The sequence below is a fragment of the Stenotrophomonas sp. CASM110 genome (assembly GCF_049384345.1).
Taxonomy (GTDB): domain Bacteria; phylum Pseudomonadota; class Gammaproteobacteria; order Xanthomonadales; family Xanthomonadaceae; genus Stenotrophomonas; species Stenotrophomonas muris.
Window position 1 is genome coordinate 1 of record NZ_JBMRGI010000037.1, and the last position, 23772, is coordinate 23772.

Sequence of the window (23772 nt, forward strand, 5' to 3'; positions counted from 1 at the left end):
GGTTGGCTGGGGGCGTGAGCCGCATGGATGCGGCGACCGAGCTTACATGGACGTACTTGCAGCGCCCCCCAGCCAACCCACCCTCCCGGCCGACCCCGATAACGCTTCCTTGCCACCCACCGCGGAGGGGGCGGTGCCCGATGGCCGGTCTTTCACCCGAACCGTGGCATGCTCGGCGCCAAGCCCACCCGGAACCTCCGCCATGCGCCTGTTCACCCGTGTCCTGCCCCTGATGCTGCTGGCCTCCCTGCTGTCCGGCTGCGGCTACAACGCCATCCAGCAGAAGGATGAGGCGGTCAAGGCCAGCTGGTCCGAAGTGCTCAACCAGTACAAGCGCCGCGCCGATCTGGTGCCCAACCTGGTGCAGACGGTGAAGGGCTTTGCCAGCCAGGAAGAGCGCGTGCTGACCGAAGTCACCAACGCTCGTTCGCGCGTCGGCCAGATCAACGTCAACGCCGACGACGAAGCCTCGCTCAAGCAGTTCCAGCAGGCCCAGGGTGAACTCGGCAGCGCACTGTCGCGGCTGCTGGTGGTCACCGAGAACTACCCGGTGCTGAAGTCCGACCAGAACTTCCGCGACCTGCAGGTCCAGCTGGAAGGCACCGAAAACCGCATCACGGTTGCGCGCGGCCGCTACATCCAGCAGGTGCAGGACTACAACACCTACATCCGTTCGTTCCCGCAGGTGGTCACCGCCAAGATCTTCGGCTACAAGACCAAGCCGAACTTCACGGTGGACAACGAAGCGCAGATTTCCAACGCGCCAGCGGTCGATTTCGGCAACGCGCCGCAGCAGCAGCCGGCGCCGCAGCCGGGTCACTGACCGATGCGCCTGGCCACTGCGCTGCTGGCCCTGCTGCTGTGGCTGCCGTTGGCAACGCAGGCACAGCCGCTGGCGCCGATTCCTGCGCTGGACTCGCCGGTGGTCGATACCACCGGCACGCTGGACGCCACGCAGAAGCAGGCGCTGGTGCAGCAGGCGATCGAGCTGCAGCAGCGCAAGGGCAGCCAGCTGCAGGTGCTGGTGGTGCCCACCACCCAGCCGGAGGACATCGCGCAGTACACCACGCGGGTCTTCGATCAATGGCAGATCGGCCGCAAGGGCGTGGATGACGGCGTGCTGCTGGTGGTGGCCAAGGATGACCGGCGCGTGCGCATCGAGCCGGGCTACGGCCTTGAAGGCGCCATTCCCGATGCCATCGCCAACCGGGTCATCCAGGAATACCTGGTCCCGCGCTTCCGCAGCGGCGACTATGCCGGCGGCATCACCGATGCCACGGCGGTGCTGGTCAAGCTGATCGACGGCGAACCGCTGCCGGCACCGGTCAGCGGTCATCGCGGGCGCGAGCCCGGTGGTGGTGGCGATACCTGGTTCCTGGCGCTGTTCATCGGCGTGTTCGCCGGCAGCATCCTGCGCGGGGTCTTCTCGCGCGTGCCGCGTCCGCTGCGCGGCCTGCTCGGCGGCGCGGGTGCGGCGCTGGCAGCATTCCTGTTCACCTCCACGCTGCTGGCCAGTGGCCTGGCCGGCGTGGTCGGCCTGATCGTGGCGATGCTGTCCGGCCACCCGGGTCGCTTTGCCGGCGGTGGCGGTTGGGGCGGTGGCGGCTGGGGTGGCGGAGGCGGTTTCGGCGGGGGCGGTGGATTCGGTGGTGGTGGTGGCTGGGGCGGTGGCGGCGGCCGTTCCGGTGGCGGTGGCGCTTCGGGAGGCTGGTGATGATCCAACGTCTGTTCCGCCATGTATTCTCGCCCTCGGTGCGGCGTGCCTTCCCGCCGGCCACATTGCAGGCGATCACCGGGGCCATCGCGGCCGGTGAGCAGCGCCACGGTGGGCAGGTGATGTTCGCGGTGGAAGCGGACCTGCCGCTGGGTGCGCTGTGGCACAGGGTGACCCCGCGCCAGGCCGCCGAGCATGCCTTTGCGCGCCTGCGAACCTGGGATACCGCCCACAACAACGGCGTACTGATCTACCTGCTGCTGGCCGATCACGCGATCGAGATCGTTGCCGACCGTGGCCTGCACGGCCGGGTCAGCCCGGCGCAGTGGCAGCGGGTCTGCACCCACCTGCGCGAGGGCCTGCGCGGGGCCCATCCGGTCGAGGCATTGCAGGATGCCATCGACGAGGTCTCCAGCCTGATCGAAGGGCACTTTCCGGCCGCCACGCGGTCCGAGCATGACGCGTTGCCTGACGCGCCGCAGATCCTGGACTGAACCCTGATCTGCGGCGTGGTCCTCCGCCCGTGCCGGCCCCGGCCCCGGGCGGGGCAGGGACGCTAAAATACCCGTACTCCCGCCAGGCGTTTTCCATGATCTATTTCCACGACATCGACCCCATCGCCCTTTCGCTGGGGCCGATCAAGGTGCACTGGTACGGCATCATGTACCTGCTCGGCTTCACCGCAGCGTGGCTGCTGGGCCGCACGCGCATTGCCGCGGGGCGCCTGCCGGGCGTCGATGCCAACGGCTTCTCCGACCTGCTGTTCTACGCCATGCTCGGCGTGGTGCTGGGCGGGCGCATCGGCTACATGCTGTTCTACGCGCTGGGCGATTTCCTGCACAACCCGCTGCTGCTGTTCAAGGTGTGGGACGGCGGCATGAGCTTCCACGGTGGCCTGCTGGGCGTGCTGGGCGCCTGCTGGTGGTGGTCGCGCAAGCACAAGCTGCATTTCTTCGACACCATGGATTTCATGGCGCCGCTGGTGCCACTGGGCCTGGGCTTCGGGCGCATCGGCAACTTCATCGGCGCCGAGCTGTGGGGCAAGTACACCGACGGGACCTGGGGCGTGGTGTTCCCGTCCGGCCTGCCGGCCCCGCTGAACCAGCTCGACCACGCGACGCTGCAGGCGCAGTTCGCCACCGGCGCATTGAACCCGTACGCCCGCCATCCGTCGCAGCTGTATGAAGCGTTCCTGGAAGGCCTGGTGATGTTCGTGGTGCTGTGGGCGGTGTCGGCCAAGCCGCGCCACCGCTACCTGGTGGGTGGCCTGTTCGCGTTGATGTACGGCCTGTTCCGCTTCGCGGTGGAGTTCGTGCGCATGCCGGACAACGGCGTCTACGTGGCCTTCGACTGGCTGACCCGTGGCCAGATCCTCAGCCTGCCGCTGATCGCCTTCGGCCTGGTGCTGCTGGTGATGTCGCGCCGCGCGCCGGTGCTGCAGCCGCAGTTGCCGGTGGCTGCCGAGGGCAAGCCATGAAGCCCTACCTGGACCTGCTGGCGCACGTGCTCGAGCATGGCGCCGAGAAGAGTGATCGCACCGGTACCGGCACCCGCAGCGTGTTCGGCTGGCAGATGCGCTTCGACCTCACCGAAGGCTTTCCGCTGGTCACCACCAAGAAACTGCACCTGCGCTCGATCATCCACGAGCTGCTGTGGTTCCTGAAGGGCGACACCAACATCGGCTACCTGAAGGACAACCAGGTGCGCATCTGGGACGAGTGGGCCGACGAGAACGGCGACCTCGGCCCGGTCTACGGCAAGCAGTGGCGCAGCTGGGCCACCGCCGACGGCCGCCAGATCGACCAGATGCAGTGGCTTGTGGACGAGATCAAGCGCAACCCCGATTCGCGCCGGCTGGTGGTCAGTGCCTGGAATGTGGGCGAGCTTTCGCAGATGGCGTTGATGCCATGCCATAACCTGTTCCAGTTCTACGTGGTGGACGGCAAGCTCAGCTGCCAGCTGTACCAGCGCAGCGGTGACATCTTCCTTGGCGTGCCGTTCAACATCGCCAGCTACGCGCTGCTGACCCACATGGTGGCGCAGGCCACCGGCCTGGGCGTGGGCGACTTCGTGCATACGCTGGGTGACGCGCACCTGTATTCGAACCATTTCGAGCAGGCCCGCGAGCAGCTGTCGCGTGAACCGCGCGCGCTGCCGAAGCTGTGGTTGAACCCGGAGGTGACCGACCTGTTCGGCTTCCAGTTCGACGACATCCGCATCGATGGCTACGACCCGCACCCGGCGATCAAGGCGCCGGTGGCGGTATGAGCGCCCTGAAGCTGTCGATGATCGTGGCGCTGGACCGCAACCGTGGCATCGGCCAGGGCAATGCCATGCCCTGGCATCTGCCGGATGACTTCAAGCACTTCAAGGCGCTCACCCTGGGCAAGCCGATCCTGATGGGGCGCAAGACGGCCGAGTCGATCGGCCGCGTGCTGCCGGGGCGGACCAACCTCGTACTGACCCGCAGCGGCCAGGTGCCGTTCGAGGGCATGCGTGCGGTGGCGTCGCTGGACGAGGCGAAGGCGATTGCCGAAGGCGAGGGCGCCAGCGAGCTGTGCATCATCGGCGGCGGCGAGATCTTCCACCAGTTGCTGGACCAGGCCAGTGACCTGTACCTGACCTGGGTCGATGCCGAAGTCCCCGCCGATACCCATTTCCCCGAAGTGGACGTGCAGGACTGGCAGGAAGTGAGCAGCGAGCCGCACCCTGCCGACGAAAGGCACGCCTACGCGTTCCGCTTCGTGCACTACGTGCGCCGCTGATCGCGGAAATACCAACGAAAACACCGACGGGGTAGAGTCGACTGTTGGTCGACTGCTCTCGGCGGTCACCCGAAAAACCCGCGCTGCGCGCGATAGTCGACTAACAGTCGACTCTACCGGGACTGTCGCTACGGCATCCGGTAATGCCCGATGATCGCGTGCTGGAACAGCAGGTTCTCTTCGCGCGTGCCGCGCGCGATGTTGTGCAGCACCAGCGGTGTGCCGTTGGCCAGGCGCCGGTCAGAAACGATGCCCACGTGCAGCAGGCCGTTGCCATTGAGCTTCCAGGCAACGATGTCGCCGGCCGCGTAGTCGGCGGCGAGGGCCGTGACCGGTTGCTGCCAGCCCTGGCGCTCGAACCAGCGCATCAGGTTCGGTACACGACGATGATCGATGTTGCGGTCCGGCCGTGACAGGCCCCAGATCGCCGGATAGGCACTGAAACTGCCGCGCATGTCCTCATGCACGCGTGCCTGCAGGTCCAGGCCCAGATCGCGCAGGGCGCGCACCACCACGTCCGTGCACACGCCCCGATCCAGTGGCACGTCGCCGCCGGGATAGGCCAGTACCTGGTAAGCAGGATCGTAACGGGTGGTGACGCCGACCTGCGCGCGGGCTGCGGCCACCAGTGGCGGCGAAGGGGCCTGCGGCTGCGTCGGCGCATGTGCGGCACCATCCGCAGCCGTGGGAGCAGGCGGCGAGCCGGGCTGGCAGCCGCTGGCCAGGGCCAGCGTCAGCAGCAGCACCGTCCCTGGTGCCCAGCCGCGCCGCGTCACGCCTGCGGCGGGGGACTGTTGTGGGTGCCGCCACCCGCGCCGCCCCCTCCGCCACCACGACGGCGACGGCGGCGTGGGCCACGGTTGCCCGGGGTGGCAGCGGCGTTGCCGCCCTGTTCCTTGCCCTGCGTCGCGGCGCCGGGGCGCTCGTGCGCCGGTCGCGCCGGCGGGCGGGCGTTGGGCACGGGTGCCGGTACGTCGCGGCCCGGAACCTGCACCACGCGCAGCTCGTCGGTATCAAGCTGGAGCGCGGTCAGCTTGCCGCCCCAGACCGCGCCAGTGTCGATGGCGTGCACGCCCTGGGTGATGGTCAGGCCCAGCGCCGACCAGTGGCCGCAGACGACCTTGAGGTCGCGCTCGACCCGGCCGGGCACTTCGAACCAGGGATACAGCCCCTGCTCCTGCGTGCCCGGCGTGCCCTTGTCCTCGATGCCGATGCGCCCCCGCGGGGTGCAGTAGCGCATGCGGGTGAGCACGTTGATGATCGCGCGCGAGCGGTCGTAACCGGACAGGTTCGGGGCCCAGCTCGGCTTGTCGCCGTACATGTTGCGGAACAGCTTGCGGTAGCCGGCGCCATGCAGTTGCACCTCGACCTCGGCGGCATGCTTCTCGGCCATCTGCGTGGTCCACTTCGGCGCCAGGCCGGCGTGCACCATCATCCAGCCCAGCTCGCGGTCCACGTGCACCAGCTTCTGCAGGCGCAGCCAGTCCAGCAGTTCGTCGCGGTCCTCGGCCTGCACGATGCGCAGCAGGTCCGGGTTGACCTTGCGCTGTTCCTCTTCGGTACGCGAACCGACGGCCAGCAGCGAAAGATCATGGTTGCCCAGCACCACCACGCTGTGCTCGCGCAGCGAGTGCACCAGCCGCAGCGTTTCCAGCGACTGCCCGCCGCGGTTGACCAGGTCGCCGCAGAACCACAGGGTGTCCTGCGCCGGGTCGAAGCGGATCTTCTCCAGCAATCGCTGGGTGACGTCATAGCAGCCCTGCAGGTCGCCGATCGCCCACACACTCATCGTTCGGCCTCCGTGTCAGTGCAGGGTACGCGGCACGGCCAGCACGAAGGGTGCGACCGGCGCGGCAAATTCGGTGCCATCGTCGGCGACCATGTCGTAGTGCCCCTGCATGGTCCCGTGATCGGTCCCCAGCATGACACCGGACGTGTAACGGAAGTCTTCACCGGGGCGCAGCCGCGGCTGCTCGCCGATCACCCCGTCGCCATCGACATGCTCGACACGACCATTGGCATCGGTGATGCGCCAGTGGCGCGCGACCAGGCGTGCCGCGACCCGCCCCTGGTTGTGGATGCGGATCGTGTAGGCGAACGCAAAGCGACCGTCTTCCGGCGCGGATTGATCGTCGAGGAAGCGCGGCGCGACTTCGACGGAGATGGCATAAACGTCAGCGTCTTCCATACCGGCAGTGTAATCAGGAGGCATTGGCCAAAGCGATGAATTCGGCCACGTCCAGCTGTTCGGCGCGGGCATCGGGACGCACGCCGGCGGCGATGAACTGCTCGGCGGACACCACGTTGTTCAGGGCATTGCGCAGGGTCTTGCGGCGCTGCCCGAAGGCGGCCTTGACCACCTCGGCGAAGCGCTTGTGGTCGTTGATGTTGATCGCGGCCGGGTCACGCGGCACCAGACGCACCACGGCCGAATCGACCTTCGGCGGCGGCCGGAACGCGCCCGGCGGCACCACGAACAGCGAGGTCACCTGGCAGTAGGCCTGCAGCATCACGCTGAGGCGGCCATACACCTTGCTGCCGGGGCCGGCTGCCATGCGGTCGACCACTTCCTTCTGCAGCATGAAGTGCATGTCGCGGATGACCGCGGCATGCTCCAGCGCATGGAACAGGATCGGCGAGGAGATGTTGTAGGGTAGGTTGCCGACCAGGCGGATCGGCTGGCCGGCGGCCAGTTCGGTGAAGTCCACGCGCAGCACGTCGCGATGAACGATGGTCAGCTCGCCCAGCGGCTCGGCGGCGGCGGTCAGCGGCGCGATCAGGTCGCGGTCGAACTCGATCACCGTCAGCGTGGGGTGCACGCGCAGCAGCGGCAGGGTGATCGCGCCCTGGCCAGGGCCGATCTCGACCAGGCGGTCGCCGTCTTTCGGGTTGACCGCCATCACGATCTTGTCGATGTAGTGGCGGTCGGCCAGGAAATGCTGGCCAAGCTGCTTCTTGGCCGGTGCGGTGAACACCGGGCCGGAGGGGGAATGCGGGGAATTCATGCGCCCAGTGTACGTTGCCGCGCAAGCTGCGCACACAGCGTCGTTGCCGCCTGCAGGCTGGAGGGATCGGCGATGCCGCGGCCGGCCAGCTCCAGCGCGGTGCCATGGTCCACCGCCACGCGCGGATAGGGCAGGCCCAGGGTCAGGTTCACCGCCTGTTCGAAGCCGGAATATTTCAGTACCGGCAGGCCCTGGTCGTGGTACATCGCCAGCACGGTGTCGAAGCCGGCCAGCTTGGCGGGCAGGAAGGCGGTATCGGCCGGCAGCGGCCCGACCAGGTCCATGCCCTCCGCGCGCAGGCGCTGCAGCAGCGGGATGACCAGATCCAGTTCTTCGCGGCCCAGGTGGCCATCTTCGCCGGCGTGCGGGTTCAGGCCGAGCACGGCGATGCGCGGCGCAGGCAGGCCGAACTCACGGCGCAGTGCGGCGTGCACCGTGCGCAGCGTGTGCTCCAGGCCGGGCGCGGTGATCGCATCGGCCACCTCGCGCAGCGGCAGGTGGGTGGTGGCTAGGGCCACGCGCACGATGTGGTTGGCCAGCATCATCACCACCTTTACCCCGGCCTGGTCGGCCAGCAGTTCAGTGGTGCCGCTGTAGGCGATGCCGCCTTCATTGATGACCGCCTTGTGCACCGGGCCGGTCACAACACCGTGCAGTTCGCCGGACAGGCAGGCCTGGCCGGCGCCGAGCAGCGCGCCGATGACCGCGCCGGCATTGGCCGGATCGGCCTGGCCGAAGCGGCTGGGCGCAGCGTTGCGGACAGCGCGCAGGCGCAGATCGCCGGGGGCGCGTGCTTCGGCGTCCTCGGGCAGCAGCTGCAGGGGCAGGTTCAGCGCGGCCGCGGCCGCGTGCAGGGTGTCCGGATCGGCGAAGGCCAGCAGCCGGCAATCTTCACGCGGCTGCTGGACGAGGCGGACACATAGCTCCGGGCCGATCCCGGCGGGCTCGCCCGGTACCAGAGCGAGCTCGGGGCGCATCGGTCAGGACTGCGGCGGGGTGGCGGTGTTTTCCGCGCGGTCGCCGCTGCGGAAGCTGACGTAGGCTTCGCCACGCAGTTCCTGCAGGAAGCGGTTGTACTCGTCTTCCAGCTTGCGGCGGCCGATGGTCTCGCGGACCTGGGCACGCTGGTTGTCGGTGGTCACGTCGGTCTGGCGGGTCGCCACGCGCTGCACGATGTGCCAACCGGCATCGGTACGGAACGGCTGGCTGACGCCACCGTCCTGGAGGCCTTCCACCTGCTGGCCGAAGGCCGGACCGAACGCGTCGGCCGGGAACCAGCCCAGGTCACCGCCCTGGCCCTTGCTGTTGTTGTCCTCGGAGGACTCCTTGGCAACGGTCTGGAACTCGGCACCACCGGCGATGCGGGCACGCAGGGTGTCGATCTTGGCCTTGGCGGCGGCGTCGGTCTGGTGGTCGTCCACGCGCACCAGGATATGGCGGCCGTGGAATTCGGTGACCGTATGCTCACCGGCGGCGGCGGAGCTGGCGTCACGCACTTCCACCAGCTTCAGCAGCTGGAAGCCGCTCGGGCCACGGATCGGGCCGACCACTTCGCCGGGCTTCATCTTTTCCATCATCTGGGCAAAGGCCTGCGGGATTTCATCCAGGCTGCGCCAGCCCAGGTCACCGCCTTCCAGTGCATTCGGGCTGTCCGAATAGCGCACGGCTGCAGCGTTGAAGTCCAGCTCGCCCTTGTCCAGCAGGGTCTTCACACCATCGGCCTTCTTCTGGCCGGTGGCGATCTGGTCGGCGTTGGCACCGTCGGGCAGGGCGATCAGGATGTGCGCCAGGTGGTACTGGTTGCCCACCGTGGCCTGCTGCTTCAGCGCGGCGTCGACTTCACCCTCGCTGACGCTGATGCGGCTCTGCGCGAAGCTCTGGCGCAGGCGCTGCACGGTGATCTCGTCACGCACCGAGGCGCGGAAATCGTTGAAGTCGATGCCGTCATGGGCCAGGCGCTGGCGCAGGGCGTCCAGGTTCGAACCGTTCTGCTGGGCGATGGAGTTCATCGCCTGGTTCAGCTCCTGGTCGCTGACCCGGATGCCGCTGCCCTGGGCGCGGGCCACCTGCAGCTTGACCAGCACCAGGCGCTCGAGCACCTGGCGGCTGAGCACGTCTTCCGGCGGCAGCTGGTTTTCGCGGCCGGCGTACTGCGCCTTGATGTTGGCGATCGCACGCTGGAGCTCGCTCTGCAGGATCACGTCCTCATCGACGACGGCGGCGATGCGGTCAAGCGGCTGCGCCTCCTGGGCAAGCACCTGCAGGGGGGCGGACACGCTGGACACCGCCAGCAGCGAGGCGAGAAGAACGGGGAAGCGCTTGGTCATGGGATCAGGTTCGGATCGTAGTCATCCCGGGTCGCCCCGGTGTTGCTCGGCGGCACGAGATAGAGGTCGTCGCGGTTGTAGCCGAGGATAGCACGGCGCAGGGTACGGTCCGTGTCCTGGCCCAGGGAGCTCAGGCCCTTGAGCACGAACTCCAGCTGGATGGCGTTGTTCATCTCGCCTTCGCGGTTGCGGACGTAGCGGCGGGCGACCGCACGCACGGCCAGGCAGCAGCTGTCCCACTGGACGCCGGCGATGATCTCCAGCGGTTCCTTGTCCTGCAGCGAGTAGTAGTAGCGGCCGACCAGGCTCCAGCGCGCATTCAGCGGGTACAGGAACGACAGGTCGGCCTGTTCCAGCAGCGTGCGGTCATGCTTGTTGGCGGTGGCCGGGGCGCCGGAGTTGATGCGGTAACGGTAGCTGAGGTTGATCACGCCATCGTTGGGCATCAGGTAGCGGGCGCGGACGCTGGCCAGATCCTCGCGCTTGTACTTGGGGTCCCACTGGTAGGTGGCACCCAGGGTCCAGCGGTCGTTGATCATGTAGTTGCCGTCAGCGATCCACGCCGACTTGCCCTTCTCCACCGGCGCGCCACCCGGGGTGACGGTCACCCGCGATTCGTCGAAGTACTGGATCTGGCCGATGGAGGCCGAGAAGCGTTCCTTGCCGGTGGTCTGGTCGATGAAGCGGGTGCTCAGCGCCATGGTCAGCTGGTTGGCGTCGTTCTGGCGATCGGCGCCGGTATAGCGAGAATCGCGGAACAGCTGGCCCCAGCTGAAGGTGAAGTCGCGAGTGTCGAAGATCGGCAGCTCGTCCTGATCGCGGTAGGGCGTGCGCAGGTAGAACAGGCGCGGTTCCAGGGTCTGCAGGAAGGACTTGCCACCGATGCGGGTCTCGCGATCGAAGAACAGGCCGGCGTCGATGCTGCCGATCGGCAGGCTGCGGCTGGGCGAGGTGTTGCCGCGCAGCTGTTCCGGTGTGGCGGTGTTCGGGTCGATGCCCTGCGAACGCAGGATCTGGCCGCGGATGCCGTTCACGCCATCAACCAGGCCACGGTCCAGCTGGTAACCGGTATAGCGGTAGGCCAGGGTCGGCGTGACATACCAGGCCGCGCCGCTGATCGGGAACGACACGTAGGGTTTGACATCCAGCCGCGAGCCGCCGCTGACACCGATGCCGTCGGTCTGACGGCTGCCGTTGCGGGTGTACTGCAGGTCCGGTCCCGCATCAGCGCCGTACTTGAAGTTGATGTCGTCGTGGGTGAAACGCACGGCTTCGGCGTAGATGCCGGTTTCCAGCCACGGCAGGACCGGCTTGTCCCAGTTGAAATACAGGCGCGGCTGGCGGTTGTAGGCCAGCGCACCCTCGTTGAGGGTGTAGTCGGTCAGCTGCCAGCGGTCGGCCATGATGCCGGCCGTCCAGTTCCTGCCAGTGCCGTACAGGCCGATGGTGCTCTGCAGGTTCGACGCGGTGACCCCCACCAGGCGGTTGGCGAAGTCTTCCACATAGCGTTCGTCGCTGACCCAGGCCAGGTTGGCGCGGGCCTGCCAGTGGTCGTCGAGGTTGTGGTAGCCGCCGAACATCACCCGGCCGCGGTCGCGGTCGCGCAGTTTGTCGTTGGGCATGAACGCGGTCAGCAGTTCGCCGCGGCCGCCGTTGTAGAGGTAGCGGAATTCGTTGTCGAGCATCAGGCCGCGCCGGCTCATGTAGCGCGGGGTCAACGTGTCGTCGTAGTTCGGCGCCAGGTTGAAGTAGATCGGCTGTGCGTAATCGAAACCGTTGCGGCCGGACATGCCCAGCTGCGGGAACAGCAGGCCGGTCTTGCGGCGGTCGTCGATCGGGAACTTGAAGTACGGCGCCCACAGCACCGGCACCTTGCCGATGCGAAGCACGGCGTTGCGGGCGGTACCGAAGCCTTCGTCGTTGTCCACTTCGATCTGCGGCGCCGACAGCTTCCACACCGGCTGCGACGGGTCGCAGGTGGTGTAGGTGGAGCGGTGCATCTGGCCGACCGCGCCCTGCAGGTCGACCGATTCGGCATCGCCGTTGCCGCGGCGCGACACCAGCTGGTACTTGATGTCGGTGATCTTGTGGGTGTCGCTTTCCTGGTTGCCCTCGGCGCGCTTGGCGACCATGCGGATCGAGGAGTCCTGGTAGCGGACATTGCCGTCGGCGATGTAGTTGCCGGTCTCGGTATCGAAGCTGAGCTTGTCGGTGCCGACGAACTGGTCGCCGCGGCGCAGGGCCACGTTGCCTTCGTACTGCGGCACGGTGGTGGTGCCCAGCAGCTGGTCACCCTCGATGTCGGTCGGCTGCTGCTCGCGCGCGGCGCTGGCGGCGGCCTTGTCCTGCCCCGGGACCGGGACAGGGGCATCGGTGAACGCGGGAATCACGTCGGTAGCCGGGCACAGGCCCCAGTTGAGCGGCTTTTCATCGGCCATTGCCGGCAGGCAGATGGCGATGCTCAGAGGCAGGGGAAGCAGGCGGAGGGCTCGGCGCACGCGGTTCGGATTCGGGCGAAAACGGACGGTAGCTTGCCCCATCCCTTGCATAGGGGCAATGAAGGGCGTCGGATCCTGACGGTTCGGGTTCATCCGGAGACGCTGCCCGGTGGGGGGGGCAGCAGGGCCCGGACATGGGCCACGCTGCACTCGGCAAGGGCCTGCAGGTCATAGCCGCCTTCCAGCATCGAGACCACCCGGCCGGCCGCATGGCGGCGCGCCAGCGCATGCAGTTCGCGGGTGATCCAGGCGAAATCGTCGGTTTCCAGCATCAGGTCGGCCTGCGGATCGCGCAGGTGGGCATCGAAGCCGGCCGAAATCAGCAGCAGCTGCGGCCGGAAGTCGTCGATGGCCGGCAGCATCTCGTCGGCCCACACATTGCGGAAGCGGAAACCGCCGCTGCCGGGGGGCAGCAGGATGTTCATCAGGTTGCCGGCACCGCGGTCGCGGCGCAGGCCGGAGTTGGGGAACAGCCCGGCCTGGTGGGTGCTGTAGTACGAGACCCGGGCGTCGTGCTGGAAGATGTCCTGGGTGCCGTTGCCATGGTGGACATCGAAATCGACCACCGCGATCCGCTCCAGGCCATGACGGTCACGGGCGTAGGCGGCGGCGATGGCGATGTTGTTGAGCAGGCAGAAGCCCATCGCAGTGCTGCTGGTGGCGTGGTGGCCCGGTGGCCGCACCGCGCAGAACGCCAGCGGGTCCTCGCCCAGCATCACCGCATCTACCGCCGCCACGCCGGCGCCGGCGGCATGCACGGCGGCACTGGCCGAGCCGGGCGAGGTCCAGGTGTCCATGTCCAGCTGTCGCAGCGGCGCGGTCTGCGGCTGCAGCACGAAGTCGAGCAGGGCGCTGTCGTGGACCCGGGTCAGTTCGCCGAACTTGGCCGGCGGCGCCTCGCGCCAGTCCAGCTGGCCGGGGAAGGCGGCGTGCAGGGCATCGAGCACATGCTGCAGGCGTTGCGGGCACTCCGGATGGCCAGGGCCGGGGTCATGCAGCAGGCAGGACGGATGGGTGAAGACCAGCATCGTGCCGACTCAGCGCTGGCGCTGCTGTGGCTGCCACAGCGCTTCGCCATGGCCATCGGCACGGGCCAGCACCCGGGCCAGCACGAACAACAGGTCCGACAGCCGGTTGAGGTACTGCAGCGCCTCGCTGCGCACGGCGTCGTGGCGGGCCAGGGTGACCGTCTCGCGCTCGGCCCGGCGGACGATGGTGCGCGCCAGGTGGCAGCGTGCGGCGGCCTCGCCACCGGCTGGCAGGATGAATTCCTTCAACATCGGCAGGCTGGCGTTGTAGTGATCCAGCTGCTGTTCCAGTGCCGACACATCGGCGGCGTGGATCGCGGCGTGGCCGGGGATGCACAGTTCGGCGCCCAGGTCGAACAGCTGGTGTTGCAGATGCACCACCAGCGCGCGCACGTCGTCGGGCAGCGCCGTGGCCAGCAGCAGGCCGAGTGCGGCATTGGCTTCGTCGACAGTGCCGTAGGACGCCACGCGGGCATCATCCTTGGCCACGCGCTGGCCGTCGCCAAGGCCGGTACTGCCGTCGTCGCCGGTGCGGGTATAGATGCGCGAGAGGCGATGACCCATGGCGCGGCTCAGTGCCGGATGTCGCGGCGGGCCTGCTGGAGCTTCAGTACCTGCTCCACGGCCAGCTGCAGGGCGGCGGCCAGCGCCACGTAGATGGCGGTGGTGCGCAGGTACGGCCCGAACCACTGTGCGTAGTTCTGTGCCCAGCCGGCCAGCGTCGGTTCGGCCACGTTGCGGCTGGTCCAGTAGAAGCCGCCCTGCGCGAGCAGGTGACAGACCGCCACCGAGGCCACCAGCAGCAGCGCGCCCTTGGCCAGTACCGGCCAGCGTGCCCCCTGGTAGTTGCGGCCCAGCAGCATGCCGCCGGCCCACAGCGAGAAATACGCCGGCAGCAGCAGCCAGTAGCCCGGCGACACGCAGTAGTGCTGCCAGAAATCCAGGCCGCTGCTGCGGATCACGATCCAGTCCACCAGCACCGCGAACACCATCAGCAGCGGGAACGCCCAGCGGGTCCAGCCAGCCAGGTAGAAGCCGCCGATGAAGAACACCGCCCAGGAGGCATCCGGGATCGCCGCGAAGTGGTTGACCCGGGTCGCCGCCAGCAACAGCACGAGTACGGACAGGACGAAGGCACGGTTGGCGGTGGCGGACATGGCAGCGGGCCCGGAGCGGATTCAGGTTTCATTCTAGCCCGCCGCGCCGGTTGGCGCAGGTCGGGGGCTGTTGGGTGTCCGGGCGGGGCGAGCGCGTATCATGAACACCATGAGTGAACGACATGACGTGCTGATCGTCGGTGGCGGCCTGGTCGGTGCCAGCCTGGCCATTGCCCTGGACCGGTTGGGCCGCGACGTGGGCCTGCTCGAAGCCAGCCCGGCCGGCGAGCTGCCGGCGGTGTTCGACCAGCGCAACCTCAGTTTCGCCGCGGCGACCGTCAACGCGCTGACCGCGTTGGGGGTCATGCAGAAGCTGGCGATGGCGCCGGGCCCGATCCGCCGCATCCATGTCAGCCGCGCCGGCGATTTCGGCCGCGTGCAGCTGGAGGCTTCCGACTACGACCGGCCGTGGTTCGGCCAGGTGGTTGTCGCGCGTGACTTCGGCCAGGCGCTGGAAGCGCGCCTGCAGGAGCTGCCGCAGCTGCGGCGCTACCGGCCGATGCGGTTCCTGGGCCTGGGCGAGGTGGTCGACGGCTACCGCCAGGTGCGGGTGGCCGACGAGACCGGCGAGCGCGTACTGCTGGCACGGCTGGTGGTCGGTGCCGATGGCACGACCAGCGGTGTGCGTGGCGCGCTGGGCATCGAGGTCGACCGGCATGATTTCCAGCAGACCCTGTTCGTGGCCCGCGTGCGCAGCCAGCGCGCGCCGGATGGCACGGCCTGGGAGCGCTTCACCGATACCGGCCCGACCGCCCTGCTGCCGCGCGGTGACCGCCACTTCGGCACCGTGCATGGCGTGGCCCGCGATCAGGCCGATGCGGTGATGGCGCTGGACGATGCGGCCTGGCTGCAGCGCCTGCAGGATGCGATCGGCTGGCGTGCCGGTCGGCTGCTCGAATCCGGCCCGCGCAGCGCTTACCCGCTCATCCAGGTGCTGGCGCGCGCATTGGCCGGTGAACGCACGGTGCTGCTGGGCAATGCCGCGCAGACCATCCATCCGCTGGGTGCGCAGGGCTTCAACCTGGGCCTGCGCGATGCGCTGACCCTGGCCGAACTGCTGGAGGATGCGCACGAGGATGCCGGCAGCGATGTGCTGCTGCAGGCCTATGTTGCGCGCCGCCAGGAAGACCGACGGCAGACGGTGGCGTTCTCGGGTGGCCTGGCACGGCTGACCAGCAATCCGGCACCGCTGATGCGGCCGCTGCGCAGCCTCGGCCTGGTGGCCGCGCAACGCGCCTCGGTGCAGTCGATGCTGGTCGGTGGCGCGATGGGCTTCCGCGGCGAAGTGCCGCGCCTGTGCCGCGGAGAAGCCGCATGAGCCGGCGCATGCGCCTTGATGTGGCCATCGTCGGTGGTGGCGTGGTCGGTGCCGCGTGCGCGCTGGCGCTGGCCGATGCCGGCCTGTCGGTTGCGCTGGTGGAAGGTCGTGAGCCCGCGCCGTGGCAGGCCGCACAGCCTGACCTGCGCGTGTTCGCCTTCGCTGCTGACAACGTACAACTGTTGAGCCGCCTGGGCGTGTGGCCGGCGATCGCGCAGGCCCGTGCCTGGCCCTACCGGCGCATGCAGGTGTGGGACGCGGCCGGTGGCGAAGATCTGCTGTTCGATGCCGATCGCTTCGGCCGTCGTGAACTGGGCTACATCGTCGAGAACGGCCTGCTGCAGGATCGCCTGTGGGCGGCGTTGCCGGCGGCGGGCGTGCAGCTGCACTGCCCGGCGCGGGTGGACGCGCTGGAGCAGGACGACGACGGCGTGCGCCTGCGCCTGGATGACGGTCGTCGCCTGGAAGCGGCGTTGGCGGTGGCCGCCGACGGCGCCGAATCGACCCTGCGCCAACTGGCCGGGATCGAGGTTGAAAAGCATGACTACCACCAGCGTGGCGTGGTGGCCTACGTGGACAGCGATCTTCCCAACCAGGCCACCGCCTGGCAGCGTTTCCTGCCGGGCGGGCCGCTGGCGCTGCTGCCGGTGGCCGAGCGCCGCAGCTCGATCGTCTGGACCCTGCCCGAGGACGAGGCGGCACGTGTGCTGGCCTTGGACGAGGACGCCTTCAACCGCGAACTGACCCGGGCCTTCGCGGCGCGGCTGGGTGAGCTGCGACTGGCGTCACCGCGAGCGGCCTTCCCGCTGCGTCGCCAACTGGCCCGTCACTACGTGGCCGGCCGAGTACTGGCATTGGGTGATGCCGCGCATGTGGTGCATCCGCTGGCCGGGCAGGGCGTGAACCTGGGCCTGCGCGATGTCGCCGCCCTGCAGCAGTGGCTGGCGCCGTCGGCCGAGCGCCGTGGCCAGCCGCGGCTGTCGCCGCAGCGCCTGCAGCGCTGGGCACGCGAACGGCGCAGCGACAACCAGATCGCCGCCTACAGCTTCGATGCGATCAACCGCCTGTTCTCCAACGACGAGATGCACTTGACCCTGGCCCGTGGCCGCGCGCTGGGCTGTGTCGGCAAATGGCCGCCGCTGGTACAGGCGTTCTGGAAGCGCGCCGCCGGCGTCTGAAGCAAAAAGGGGACGGAGGGGATTAAGTCGTTTGTGCACATACGACTTAATCCCCTCCGTCCCCTTTTTCAATCCACCAGCCAGCCGGCCAGGTCGGTGCGGTCCAGCTTGCCGCGGTGCCTGCGGTCCAGCGAATTGAATTCGTCGGCCAGCGCCGGATTGGCCTGTGCTTCCTCGCGGCTGATGAAGCCGTCGCCGTTCACATCCAGCGCGGCGAAATGGATGCGGTACTGGCCGACCACGCTGCTCGGTTCCAGCGAACGCACGGTCACCTGCGCCTCGCCGGCCGGCTGCGGAATCTCGACGCTGCCGCTGACCCGGCCGGCATCCAGCGGCTGCTGGCGGATCGCGCCGCCGGTGGGGCCCAGCGGCTGGCTCTGCGCCGGCGTGGACGGGCCGTGCTGGGCGATGGCCGGTACCGAGGCCAGCAGGATGGTCAACAGCAGGGCAGCACGCGGAAGGTTCATGACAGGCTCCTTGCCAGAGGGTACCGGGAGCGTACTCCCGGCAACCTGTGCCGCCGATGACGGATCAGCGCAGCGGCGAAGCCAGCACGGTGATCTCTTCACGGTCGTGATAGAGCTGCTTGGCGCGGACCACCAGCGGCTTGCCGGCCTGGTCCTGGAACAGGTCCAGGCACAGCCGGGTTTCGTCCCAGCGCTTCTTCATCGGCAGTTTCAGATTGAAGATCGCATGCCGGCACCAGCCCTCGCGGAACCAGGTGGCCATGCGTTCGGCCACGCGGCGCGGCTGCTCGACCATGTCGCAGACCATCCAGTCCAGCGGCTGTTCCGGGTGCCAGTGGAAGCCATCGGCGCGCAGGTGCTCGACCAGTCCGGTGTCCAGCACGTGCTGGCGCAGCGGGCCGTTGTCGATGCTCAGCACGTGCATGTGCTGGCGGGTCAGCACCCAGGTCCAGCCGCCGGGTGCGGCGCCGAGGTCGGCCGCACGCATGCCGGGCTTGGCCAGCGCCTCGCGTTCTTCCGGCGTCAGCAGGGTCAGCAGCGCCTCGTCCAGCTTCAGCGCCGAACGCGAAGGCGCCTCGGGCAGCAGCTTCAGGCGCGGGATGCCCAGCGCCCACGGTGCGCTGTCGGCCGGGTCGGCCACGCAGACGAAGGCATGGGTGCCATCGACGAACACCACATGCAGGCGCGGCAGGCGGTTGTTCGGCTTATCAGTGAGCTTGCCGGCCTTGCGCAGCGCCGGGCGCAGTGCATTGCCGAAGGCACGGGCCAGACCGGACAGTGGCTTGCCGGCGTCCGAATCGGGGTGTTCCACCCACAGGTCGCCGAAGCGCGGCGCATCGGCCAGCACTTCCAGCATCGGGGTGATCCGGTCCGCCGGGTCCAGCTGCGGCAGTTCGGCCAGCACCACCAGCTTCTGCCGCGCGAAGATCAGCTCGCGCCAGCGCAGGCGCGGCGCCAGCGCGGCGGCTTCGTCGCACATGAAAAGCACGTAGCCGTCATTGCGCTGGGTGCGCGCATAGCCGGCGAAACCGGCTTCACCGGCGCGGAACTGCAGCTCGCCGGCCAGCTCGGGCTCGAAGCCCTGCCGGCACAGGCACAGCAGGCCGATGCCGGTTTCAGTAACGGGCGCCATCACTTTCCCCATAGGCACGCAGCACGCTGCGCGCGGCGTCGCGGTTCAGGCCTTGCACCACTTCGATGCCGCGCTTGTTGAGTTCACCCACCCAGTCGGCCGGCAGCGGGCCTTCATCGAACGGGGTCAGTTCCTCGACGTCGGCCGAGTTGGCACCGATCAGCAGGCGGTCGATGCCGGCCCACACGGTGGCGCCGTAGCACTGGCAGCACGGCTGCGAGCTGGTGGCCAGGGTGACCGGCGACAGCACCGCGTTCAGGCGCGGGGTCTGCAGGCGCTGCTGGGCCAGCATGTAGGCCATGTTCTCGGCGTGCGCCAGCGAGGTCGCGTGCGGCATCACCCGGTTCACGCCGGCGGCGATGACCTTGTCATCCGGGCCGAACACCACCGCACCGAACGGGCCGCCACTGGCGTGCTCGACGTTCAGCCGCGACAGCTCGATCGCCAGCGCGACCTTGGCCTCATCGCCCGGATATCGACGATCCAGGTCGATCTGGTCGTGGATCCAGGCGGGAAGGGTCAGGTGGACTTGCGCGTACAGCATCGCGGGGGTGCCTCGTGTGGGATGGGAAAAGTGCGGTTGCTTGGGAAACCGGCGCGCAGTGTAGCCGCACCGGCCTGTACCGGGTGTGGGCGTGGCTCAGCCCGGCGAGCCGGTGCGGATCACCACGTACTGCTTGCGGAATTCCAGCCCGGCCTGCGGCCAACTGGCGGCATAGGCGCGCAGCAGGGGCAGGGCGGCGGCGAAGTCGTGGCCGTTGACCCGGCAATCGGCCTCGCACAGACCATCGGTATCGCGCGAGGCGAACAGGCGGATGGCCAGGAATTGGCGGGCTTTCAGCAGCTCGTCGAAGGCCTCCATGCTGCGGGTGAACAGGCAGCAGGGGCAGGAGCCATGATCGTCTTCGCTGCAGGTGGAGGCATCCACGTCCTGTGCACGGTAGTGCGCCAACGGCCCCAGCACCACAGTGCGCTCGTGTTCCTCGCCATTGTCACCGGCCGGATAGGTCAGGCCCATCATCGGCAGGCCCTGTGCGTCTTGGGCGCCGATCGCGGTCTGCAGGGTCACCAGGTCCACCCGGGCCCAGGCCTGGAAGCCGGACAACAGCGATGCCTGCTCATCGGCACCATTTGCGTGCTGGTACTCGAACAGGCCATCGGCGAACAACTGCGGATGCTGGCTTTCAATGACGGTGGAGGTCTGCCAGCCGCCGTTGTCGCGCGCCTGCGCGGCCATCGCATGCGGGGTCAGGCGCAGGCCGCTGTCGAGCAGCAGCGCGTTGCCGTCGATGCGGCTGGCGGTGCCGGTGTCCTGCAGGGCCTGCTGCAGCAGCGGGAGGAGGGCGGTGGCGCTCGTGGTCATGTCAGGCCTGTGGATGGATGGGGCGGAACATCCAGGCAGGGCCTGGGGCTAGCGGTCGAGTGCGTCGAGCTCGGCGCGATATCGCTGCGCGTCGGGCTGCTGCTGCGGGTCGCTGCCGTGGTCGCGCAGCCAGCTTTCCAGTTCGCGGCGATAGTCGGCGCGGAACTCGGCATTGCCCGGGCTGAAGTGCAGCTTGCGCGCCGCCACTTCCACCCGCTCGCGCGCGCTGGCCCGGGCCTGGGCGATGCCGTGCGGTGACTCGTTGGTGAGGATGACGATGTTGCGCGGGAAGCCCGGCGTGTACTTCACCACGAACGGCTGGTCGCGCGCCGGGATGCGGATGGCGTTTTCCAGCGGCCACAGCGAAGCCGTGTTGGTGTGGAACACCACGTCCACGTCGCGGCCCTCGGCCGTGCGCAGCACCGCTTCGTAGCGCCAGATGTACTGTTCGTTGAGCGTGGAGCTGGTTCGCTCGGCCTTGACGATCACCGCTTCACCACGCTCGCCCACCACGTTGAGGAAGGCGGCGTTGAGGAAGTGGCCGAGGAACATGTTGAGCATCGCCAGCGGGAACACCACGATGGCGTAGCCCGGAAAGCGCCGCCACCACGAGACCAGCCCGGCCAGCACCATTGCTGCAAAGAACGTCAGCAGCGGATGCTGCGAGATGAACCAGAGCAGGACGGAAAGGGCGGTGATCATCGTCGCGGTCGTGCGGGCGCCATCCAGGCGCCCGCGCAGGTCCTCAGGCCGACCAGGTATCGCGCAGGGTCACGCTGCGGTTGAACACCGGCGTGGCTGCGGTATGGTCGCGGCGGTCGGCCACGAAGTAGCCGGTACGCTCGAACTGGAACGACTGCTCCGGCGCGGCGCTGGCCGCGGCCGGCTCGACATAGCCGGTGACAGTGCGGCGCGATTCCGGGTTGAGGTAATCGCGGTAGGTCTTGCCTTCCGATTCGTCGTCCGGGTTCGGCACCGAGAACAGGCGGTCGTACAGGCGGATCTCGGCCGGTACGCCGTGCACGGCGCTGACCCAGTGGATGGTGCCCTTGACCTTGCGGTTGGCGCCTTCCATGCCCGGACGCGATTCCGGATCCAGCCAGCCGCGCAGCTCGGTGATGGTGCCGTCGGCATCCTTGATCACTTCGTCGCAGCGGATGATGCCGGCGCCGCGCAGGCGCACTTCGCCCCCCGGGACCAGGCGCTTCCAGCCCTTCGGCGGCACTTCGGCGAAGTCCTCGCGGTCGATCCACACTTCGCGTGCGAACGGTACTTCGCGGCTGCCGAAGCTCTCGTCCTTCGGGTGGTTGCTGAAGGTCAGCTGCTCTTCGTGGCCTTCCGGCAGGTTGGTCAGCACCAGCTTGACCGGGTCGACCACTGCCATGCGGCGCGGTGCGGCACTGTCCAGGTCCTCGCGCAGCGCGCCTTCCAGCACGCTGAAGTCGATCAGCGAATTCTGCTTGCTGATGCCCACGCGCTCGGCGAACAGGCGCATCGCGGCCGGGGTGTAACCACGGCGACGCAGGCCCTGCAGGGTCGGCATGCGCGGGTCTTCCCAGCCGTCCACCAGCTGTTCGGTGACCAGCGCCATCAGCTTGCGCTTGCTCATCACCGTGTAGTTGATGTTCAGGCGCGAGAACTCGATCTGGCGCGGCTTGGCCGCTTCGCGCGGCAGGCCGGCATCGACCAGCGGCTGGGTCAGCGCATCGTCATGGGCGAAATCGACGTTGTCCACGCACCAGTCGTACAGCGGGCGGTGGTCTTCGAATTCCAGCGTGCACAACGAGTGGGTGATGCCTTCGATCGAATCACCCAGCGCGTGGGCGAAGTCGTACATCGGGTAGATCGGCCACGCATTGCCGGTGTTCTGGTGCTCGACGTGCTTGATGCGGTACAGCGCCGGATCGCGCAGGTTGATGTTGCCGCTGGCCATGTCGATCCTGGCGCGCAGGGTGCGCGCACCATCCGGGAATTCACCGGCGCGCATGCGGCGGAACAGGTCGAGGTTTTCCTCGACGCTGCGGTCGCGCCATGGCGACGGGCGGCCCGGCTCGGTCAGGGTGCCGCGGTAGGCGCGCACTTCCTCGGCCGACAGGTCGCAGACGTAGGCCTTGCCCTGTTCGATCAGCTTCTCGGCGGCCAGGTAATAGGCCTGGAAATAGTCCGAGGCGTGGCGCAGCTCGTTCCACTCGAAGCCCAGCCAGCGCACGTCGTCCTGGATCGCGGCCACGTATTCCGGATCTTCCTTGGCCGGGTTGGTGTCATCGAAGCGCAGGTTGCAGACGCCGCTGAATTCACCGGCGATGCCGAAGTTCAGGCAGATCGACTTGGCGTGACCGATGTGCAGGTAGCCGTTCGGCTCCGGCGGGAAGCGGGTCTTGATCGCCTGGTGCTTTCCGCTGGCCAGGTCCTCGCGCACGATCTGGCGGATGAAATCGCGCTTTTCGTGGCTGTCGGCGGGGGTCTCGGGGCTGGCGGGGGTGTGCTCGGACATGAGTCGGCGAAAAGAAAGGCAGAAAGACCAACAGTCTAGCGCGTACGGGGCAGGGCTGCCCGGTGGGGTGTGGGGATGCCGGCCCCGCCCTCTGGTAGTGCCGGCCGCTGGCCGGCAACTCTCCGATCCCGCCCCCGGCACCATTCAGCCCCCGGGCGTATGCTGGAGCCCTGCCCCGAGGAGCCGCCGCATGCACATCGTGTACAAGGCCGACAACCTGTTCGACGCCCATCTGGTCAAGCACGCGCTGGAGAACGCCGGCATCCCCGCCTTCGTGTTCGGCGAGCAGCTGCTGGGTGGCATGGGCGAGCTGCCGTTGTTCGGTGTGTTGCGGGTCGGCATCCCCGACGCGGCGCGGCCGCAGGCGGAGGCCATCATCGCGGCGCTGGACTTGGGCCAGGCCGCCGCCGACCCCATTTCCGATGCAGACGATATGGCCGGACTGCCGGCGTAGGAGCGCATCATGTTGGGAATTGGCCAGGGCATCCTCGGCATCGGGGCCTTCAAGCAGCGCCTGCCGCGCCCGGAAGAAGCACTGCCAGGGCGCAAGCAACCGCTGCCGCTGCACAGCAACCAGCACTTCGTGAACAGCCATCCGCTGAAGGACCGTTTCGCGGGCCTGCAGCAGATCCGCTTCGCGCTGGGCTGTTTCTGGGGCGCCGAGCGCAAGTTCTGGACCGAGCCGGGCGTGTACAGCACCTCGGTCGGCTACGCCGGCGGCATCACCCCGAACCCGACCTATGAAGAAGTGTGCTCGGGCCTGACCGGGCACACCGAAGTGGTGCAGGTGGTGTTCGACCCGGCGGTGGTGAGCCTGGAACGGCTGCTGCAGCTGTTCTGGGAAAGCCACGACCCGACCCAGGGCATGCGCCAGGGCAACGACACCGGCACCCAGTACCGTTCGGCGATCCACGCCACCGACGAGGCACAGTACGCTGCCGCGCTGGCCAGCCGCGAGGCCTACCAGGCCCAGCTGGATGCGGCCGGCTACGGCCCGATCACCACCGAGATCGTGTACCCGGCACCGGCGTACTACTACGCCGAGGACTATCACCAGCAGTACCTGGCGAAGAATCCGAACGGCTACTGCGGCATCGGCGGCACCGGCGTGAGCTGCCCGATCGGGTTGGATGTGGAGGCGCCGCGCTGACGCGCGGTGGTCCGCCTGCGGCGGGCAACGTCAACGGCTGAAAGTCAAAGCCAAAGCCAAAGCCAAAGCCAAAGCCAAAGCCAAAGCGGCTCTGGGTTGCTGCTTGTTGGGTGGGGCGGTGTGGGTTGGCAGGACATGCCGTGAACCCGTCCCTGGGGGCTCGATGGCGCCATGGA

At 68.3% G+C, this 23772-nt stretch carries 26 protein-coding genes; 10 read left to right on the forward strand and 16 right to left on the reverse strand.

The genetic code is table 11. The annotated features are described in order from the left end of the window. Positions 1 to 202 precede the first annotated feature (202 nt). From VG561_RS20645 to VG561_RS20670, 6 genes are all read left to right on the forward strand, one after another. The gene (locus VG561_RS20645) at positions 203 to 823 is read left to right on the forward strand and encodes a LemA family protein (RefSeq protein WP_262094087.1); all 621 of its coding nucleotides are present in this window, start codon (positions 203 to 205) and stop codon (positions 821 to 823) included. 3 nt (positions 824 to 826) lie between these two features. Beyond that, positions 827 to 1714, forward strand: coding sequence for a TPM domain-containing protein (locus tag VG561_RS20650; RefSeq protein ID WP_262094085.1), 888 nt, complete (start codon positions 827 to 829; stop codon positions 1712 to 1714). Next, positions 1714 to 2208, forward strand: coding sequence for a TPM domain-containing protein (locus tag VG561_RS20655; RefSeq protein ID WP_262094084.1), 495 nt, complete (start codon positions 1714 to 1716; stop codon positions 2206 to 2208). The genes VG561_RS20650 and VG561_RS20655 overlap by 1 nt, the downstream gene beginning before the upstream one ends. Positions 2209 to 2303: 95 nt before the next feature. Then, positions 2304 to 3191, forward strand: coding sequence for a prolipoprotein diacylglyceryl transferase (lgt, locus tag VG561_RS20660; RefSeq protein WP_046428907.1), 888 nt, complete (start codon positions 2304 to 2306; stop codon positions 3189 to 3191). Further along, positions 3188 to 3982: a thymidylate synthase gene (locus VG561_RS20665; RefSeq protein ID WP_075077063.1), complete on the forward strand. Its 795-nt coding sequence runs from the start codon at positions 3188 to 3190 to the stop codon at positions 3980 to 3982. The genes lgt and VG561_RS20665 overlap by 4 nt, the downstream gene beginning before the upstream one ends. 5 nt (positions 3983 to 3987) lie before the next feature. Next, entirely contained in the window at positions 3988 to 4479 is a 492-nt protein-coding gene (locus VG561_RS20670) for a dihydrofolate reductase (protein ID WP_049440214.1), read from the forward strand. A gap of 128 nt (positions 4480 to 4607) precedes the next feature. On the opposite strand, the gene VG561_RS20675 is transcribed toward VG561_RS20670, so the two are convergent. The 10 genes from VG561_RS20675 to VG561_RS20720 form a co-directional block, all read right to left on the reverse strand. Next, a complete protein-coding gene (locus VG561_RS20675; protein WP_134808531.1) occupies positions 4608 to 5255 on the reverse strand; it encodes a DUF1287 domain-containing protein in 648 nt (215 codons plus the stop codon). Next, positions 5252 to 6268: a symmetrical bis(5'-nucleosyl)-tetraphosphatase gene (locus tag VG561_RS20680; protein WP_014645985.1), complete on the reverse strand. Its 1017-nt coding sequence runs from the start codon at positions 6266 to 6268 to the stop codon at positions 5252 to 5254. Before VG561_RS20680 ends, VG561_RS20675 begins: the two co-directional genes overlap by 4 nt. A gap of 15 nt (positions 6269 to 6283) precedes the next feature. Beyond that, a complete protein-coding gene (apaG, locus tag VG561_RS20685; RefSeq protein ID WP_008268668.1) occupies positions 6284 to 6667 on the reverse strand; it encodes a Co2+/Mg2+ efflux protein ApaG in 384 nt (127 codons plus the stop codon). Positions 6668 to 6680: 13 nt separating this feature from the next. Beyond that, positions 6681 to 7484, reverse strand: coding sequence for a 16S rRNA (adenine(1518)-N(6)/adenine(1519)-N(6))-dimethyltransferase RsmA (rsmA, locus tag VG561_RS20690; protein WP_014645986.1), 804 nt, complete (start codon positions 7482 to 7484; stop codon positions 6681 to 6683). After that, a complete protein-coding gene (pdxA, locus tag VG561_RS20695; protein WP_046428925.1) occupies positions 7481 to 8461 on the reverse strand; it encodes a 4-hydroxythreonine-4-phosphate dehydrogenase PdxA in 981 nt (326 codons plus the stop codon). The genes rsmA and pdxA overlap by 4 nt, the downstream gene beginning before the upstream one ends. A gap of 3 nt (positions 8462 to 8464) precedes the next feature. After that, a complete protein-coding gene (locus VG561_RS20700) occupies positions 8465 to 9811 on the reverse strand; it encodes a peptidylprolyl isomerase (RefSeq protein ID WP_032959016.1) in 1347 nt (448 codons plus the stop codon). Further along, positions 9808 to 12309, reverse strand: coding sequence for an LPS-assembly protein LptD (gene lptD, locus VG561_RS20705; RefSeq protein ID WP_197602846.1), 2502 nt, complete (start codon positions 12307 to 12309; stop codon positions 9808 to 9810). The genes VG561_RS20700 and lptD overlap by 4 nt, the downstream gene beginning before the upstream one ends. A gap of 89 nt (positions 12310 to 12398) precedes the next feature. Further along, positions 12399 to 13337, reverse strand: a complete 939-nt coding sequence (locus VG561_RS20710) for a histone deacetylase family protein (RefSeq protein WP_014645990.1) — start codon at positions 13335 to 13337, stop codon at positions 12399 to 12401. Between the two features lie 9 nt (positions 13338 to 13346). After that, complete coding sequence (locus tag VG561_RS20715; protein ID WP_014645991.1) at positions 13347 to 13901, reverse strand: cob(I)yrinic acid a,c-diamide adenosyltransferase; 555 nt, start codon at positions 13899 to 13901, stop codon at positions 13347 to 13349. Positions 13902 to 13909: 8 nt separating this feature from the next. After that, the gene (locus tag VG561_RS20720) at positions 13910 to 14494 is read right to left on the reverse strand and encodes a hypothetical protein (RefSeq protein ID WP_014645992.1); all 585 of its coding nucleotides are present in this window, start codon (positions 14492 to 14494) and stop codon (positions 13910 to 13912) included. A 109-nt stretch (positions 14495 to 14603) separates the two neighbouring features. On the opposite strand from VG561_RS20720, the gene ubiH reads away from it, so the two are divergent. Then, a complete protein-coding gene (ubiH, locus tag VG561_RS20725) occupies positions 14604 to 15812 on the forward strand; it encodes a 2-octaprenyl-6-methoxyphenyl hydroxylase (protein WP_014645993.1) in 1209 nt (402 codons plus the stop codon). Then, positions 15809 to 16990, forward strand: a complete 1182-nt coding sequence (locus VG561_RS20730; RefSeq protein WP_423179932.1) for a UbiH/UbiF family hydroxylase — start codon at positions 15809 to 15811, stop codon at positions 16988 to 16990. Before ubiH ends, VG561_RS20730 begins: the two co-directional genes overlap by 4 nt. A gap of 68 nt (positions 16991 to 17058) precedes the next feature. Here VG561_RS20730 and VG561_RS20735 read toward each other — a convergent pair whose 3' ends face one another. The 6 genes from VG561_RS20735 to VG561_RS20760 all read right to left on the reverse strand — a co-directional run bounded on the left by VG561_RS20735 (position 17059) and on the right by VG561_RS20760 (position 22446). Beyond that, on the reverse strand, positions 17059 to 17457 hold the full coding sequence (locus tag VG561_RS20735; RefSeq protein ID WP_100449356.1) for a hypothetical protein: 399 nt from the start codon (positions 17455 to 17457) through the stop codon (positions 17059 to 17061). 64 nt (positions 17458 to 17521) lie between these two features. After that, positions 17522 to 18589 carry a 23S rRNA (cytidine(2498)-2'-O)-methyltransferase RlmM gene (gene rlmM, locus VG561_RS20740; protein WP_046428937.1) on the reverse strand — a complete coding sequence of 356 codons (1068 nt, stop codon included), beginning with the start codon at positions 18587 to 18589 and terminating at the stop codon, positions 17522 to 17524. Beyond that, positions 18573 to 19133, reverse strand: a complete 561-nt coding sequence (locus VG561_RS20745) for a nucleoside deaminase (protein WP_004154307.1) — start codon at positions 19131 to 19133, stop codon at positions 18573 to 18575. Before VG561_RS20745 ends, rlmM begins: the two co-directional genes overlap by 17 nt. A 96-nt stretch (positions 19134 to 19229) precedes the next feature. Then, positions 19230 to 19952 (reverse strand): DUF6348 family protein, encoded by a 723-nt coding sequence (locus tag VG561_RS20750; protein ID WP_414611602.1) that lies wholly within the window; start codon positions 19950 to 19952, stop codon positions 19230 to 19232. Between the two features lie 48 nt (positions 19953 to 20000). Continuing rightward, positions 20001 to 20654: a hypothetical protein gene (locus tag VG561_RS20755; RefSeq protein WP_134808527.1), complete on the reverse strand. Its 654-nt coding sequence runs from the start codon at positions 20652 to 20654 to the stop codon at positions 20001 to 20003. 43 nt (positions 20655 to 20697) lie between these two features. Further along, positions 20698 to 22446, reverse strand: a complete 1749-nt coding sequence (locus VG561_RS20760; protein ID WP_049440148.1) for a glutamine--tRNA ligase/YqeY domain fusion protein — start codon at positions 22444 to 22446, stop codon at positions 20698 to 20700. A 190-nt stretch (positions 22447 to 22636) separates the two neighbouring features. On the opposite strand from VG561_RS20760, the gene VG561_RS20765 reads away from it, so the two are divergent. Further along, a complete protein-coding gene (locus VG561_RS20765; RefSeq protein WP_014646000.1) occupies positions 22637 to 22900 on the forward strand; it encodes a DUF2007 domain-containing protein in 264 nt (87 codons plus the stop codon). A 30-nt stretch (positions 22901 to 22930) separates the two neighbouring features. Continuing rightward, positions 22931 to 23596: a peptide-methionine (S)-S-oxide reductase MsrA gene (gene msrA / locus VG561_RS20770; RefSeq protein WP_423179933.1), complete on the forward strand. Its 666-nt coding sequence runs from the start codon at positions 22931 to 22933 to the stop codon at positions 23594 to 23596. The last annotated feature ends 176 nt before the right edge of the window (positions 23597 to 23772 follow it).

Bases quoted from the DNA above. Each gene is read 5' to 3' on its own strand.
- VG561_RS20750 (WP_414611602.1), bottom strand. From the start codon at position 19,952: ATGACCACGAGCGCCACCGCCCTCCTCCCGCTGCTGCAGCAGGCCCTG.
- rsmA (WP_014645986.1), bottom strand. From the start codon at position 7,484: ATGAATTCCCCGCATTCCCCCTCCGGCCCGGTGTTCACCGCACCGGCC.
- VG561_RS20680 (WP_014645985.1), bottom strand. From the start codon at position 6,268: ATGAGTGTGTGGGCGATCGGCGACCTGCAGGGCTGCTATGACGTCACC.
- VG561_RS20645 (WP_262094087.1), top strand. From the start codon at position 203: ATGCGCCTGTTCACCCGTGTCCTGCCCCTGATGCTGCTGGCCTCCCTG.
- VG561_RS20655 (WP_262094084.1), top strand. From the start codon at position 1,714: ATGATCCAACGTCTGTTCCGCCATGTATTCTCGCCCTCGGTGCGGCGT.
- VG561_RS20730 (WP_423179932.1), top strand. From the start codon at position 15,809: ATGAGCCGGCGCATGCGCCTTGATGTGGCCATCGTCGGTGGTGGCGTG.
- ubiH (WP_014645993.1), top strand. From the start codon at position 14,604: ATGAGTGAACGACATGACGTGCTGATCGTCGGTGGCGGCCTGGTCGGT.
- pdxA (WP_046428925.1), bottom strand. From the start codon at position 8,461: ATGCGCCCCGAGCTCGCTCTGGTACCGGGCGAGCCCGCCGGGATCGGC.
- apaG (WP_008268668.1), bottom strand. From the start codon at position 6,667: ATGGAAGACGCTGACGTTTATGCCATCTCCGTCGAAGTCGCGCCGCGC.
- VG561_RS20755 (WP_134808527.1), bottom strand. From the start codon at position 20,654: ATGATCACCGCCCTTTCCGTCCTGCTCTGGTTCATCTCGCAGCATCCG.
- VG561_RS20665 (WP_075077063.1), top strand. From the start codon at position 3,188: ATGAAGCCCTACCTGGACCTGCTGGCGCACGTGCTCGAGCATGGCGCC.
- VG561_RS20760 (WP_049440148.1), bottom strand. From the start codon at position 22,446: ATGTCCGAGCACACCCCCGCCAGCCCCGAGACCCCCGCCGACAGCCAC.
- VG561_RS20715 (WP_014645991.1), bottom strand. From the start codon at position 13,901: ATGGGTCATCGCCTCTCGCGCATCTATACCCGCACCGGCGACGACGGC.
- VG561_RS20700 (WP_032959016.1), bottom strand. From the start codon at position 9,811: ATGACCAAGCGCTTCCCCGTTCTTCTCGCCTCGCTGCTGGCGGTGTCC.
- VG561_RS20745 (WP_004154307.1), bottom strand. From the start codon at position 19,133: ATGCTGTACGCGCAAGTCCACCTGACCCTTCCCGCCTGGATCCACGAC.
- VG561_RS20720 (WP_014645992.1), bottom strand. From the start codon at position 14,494: ATGTCCGCCACCGCCAACCGTGCCTTCGTCCTGTCCGTACTCGTGCTG.
- lgt (WP_046428907.1), top strand. From the start codon at position 2,304: ATGATCTATTTCCACGACATCGACCCCATCGCCCTTTCGCTGGGGCCG.
- VG561_RS20650 (WP_262094085.1), top strand. From the start codon at position 827: ATGCGCCTGGCCACTGCGCTGCTGGCCCTGCTGCTGTGGCTGCCGTTG.
- VG561_RS20765 (WP_014646000.1), top strand. From the start codon at position 22,637: ATGCACATCGTGTACAAGGCCGACAACCTGTTCGACGCCCATCTGGTC.
- VG561_RS20710 (WP_014645990.1), bottom strand. From the start codon at position 13,337: ATGCTGGTCTTCACCCATCCGTCCTGCCTGCTGCATGACCCCGGCCCT.
- rlmM (WP_046428937.1), bottom strand. From the start codon at position 18,589: ATGGCGCCCGTTACTGAAACCGGCATCGGCCTGCTGTGCCTGTGCCGG.
- VG561_RS20735 (WP_100449356.1), bottom strand. From the start codon at position 17,457: ATGAACCTTCCGCGTGCTGCCCTGCTGTTGACCATCCTGCTGGCCTCG.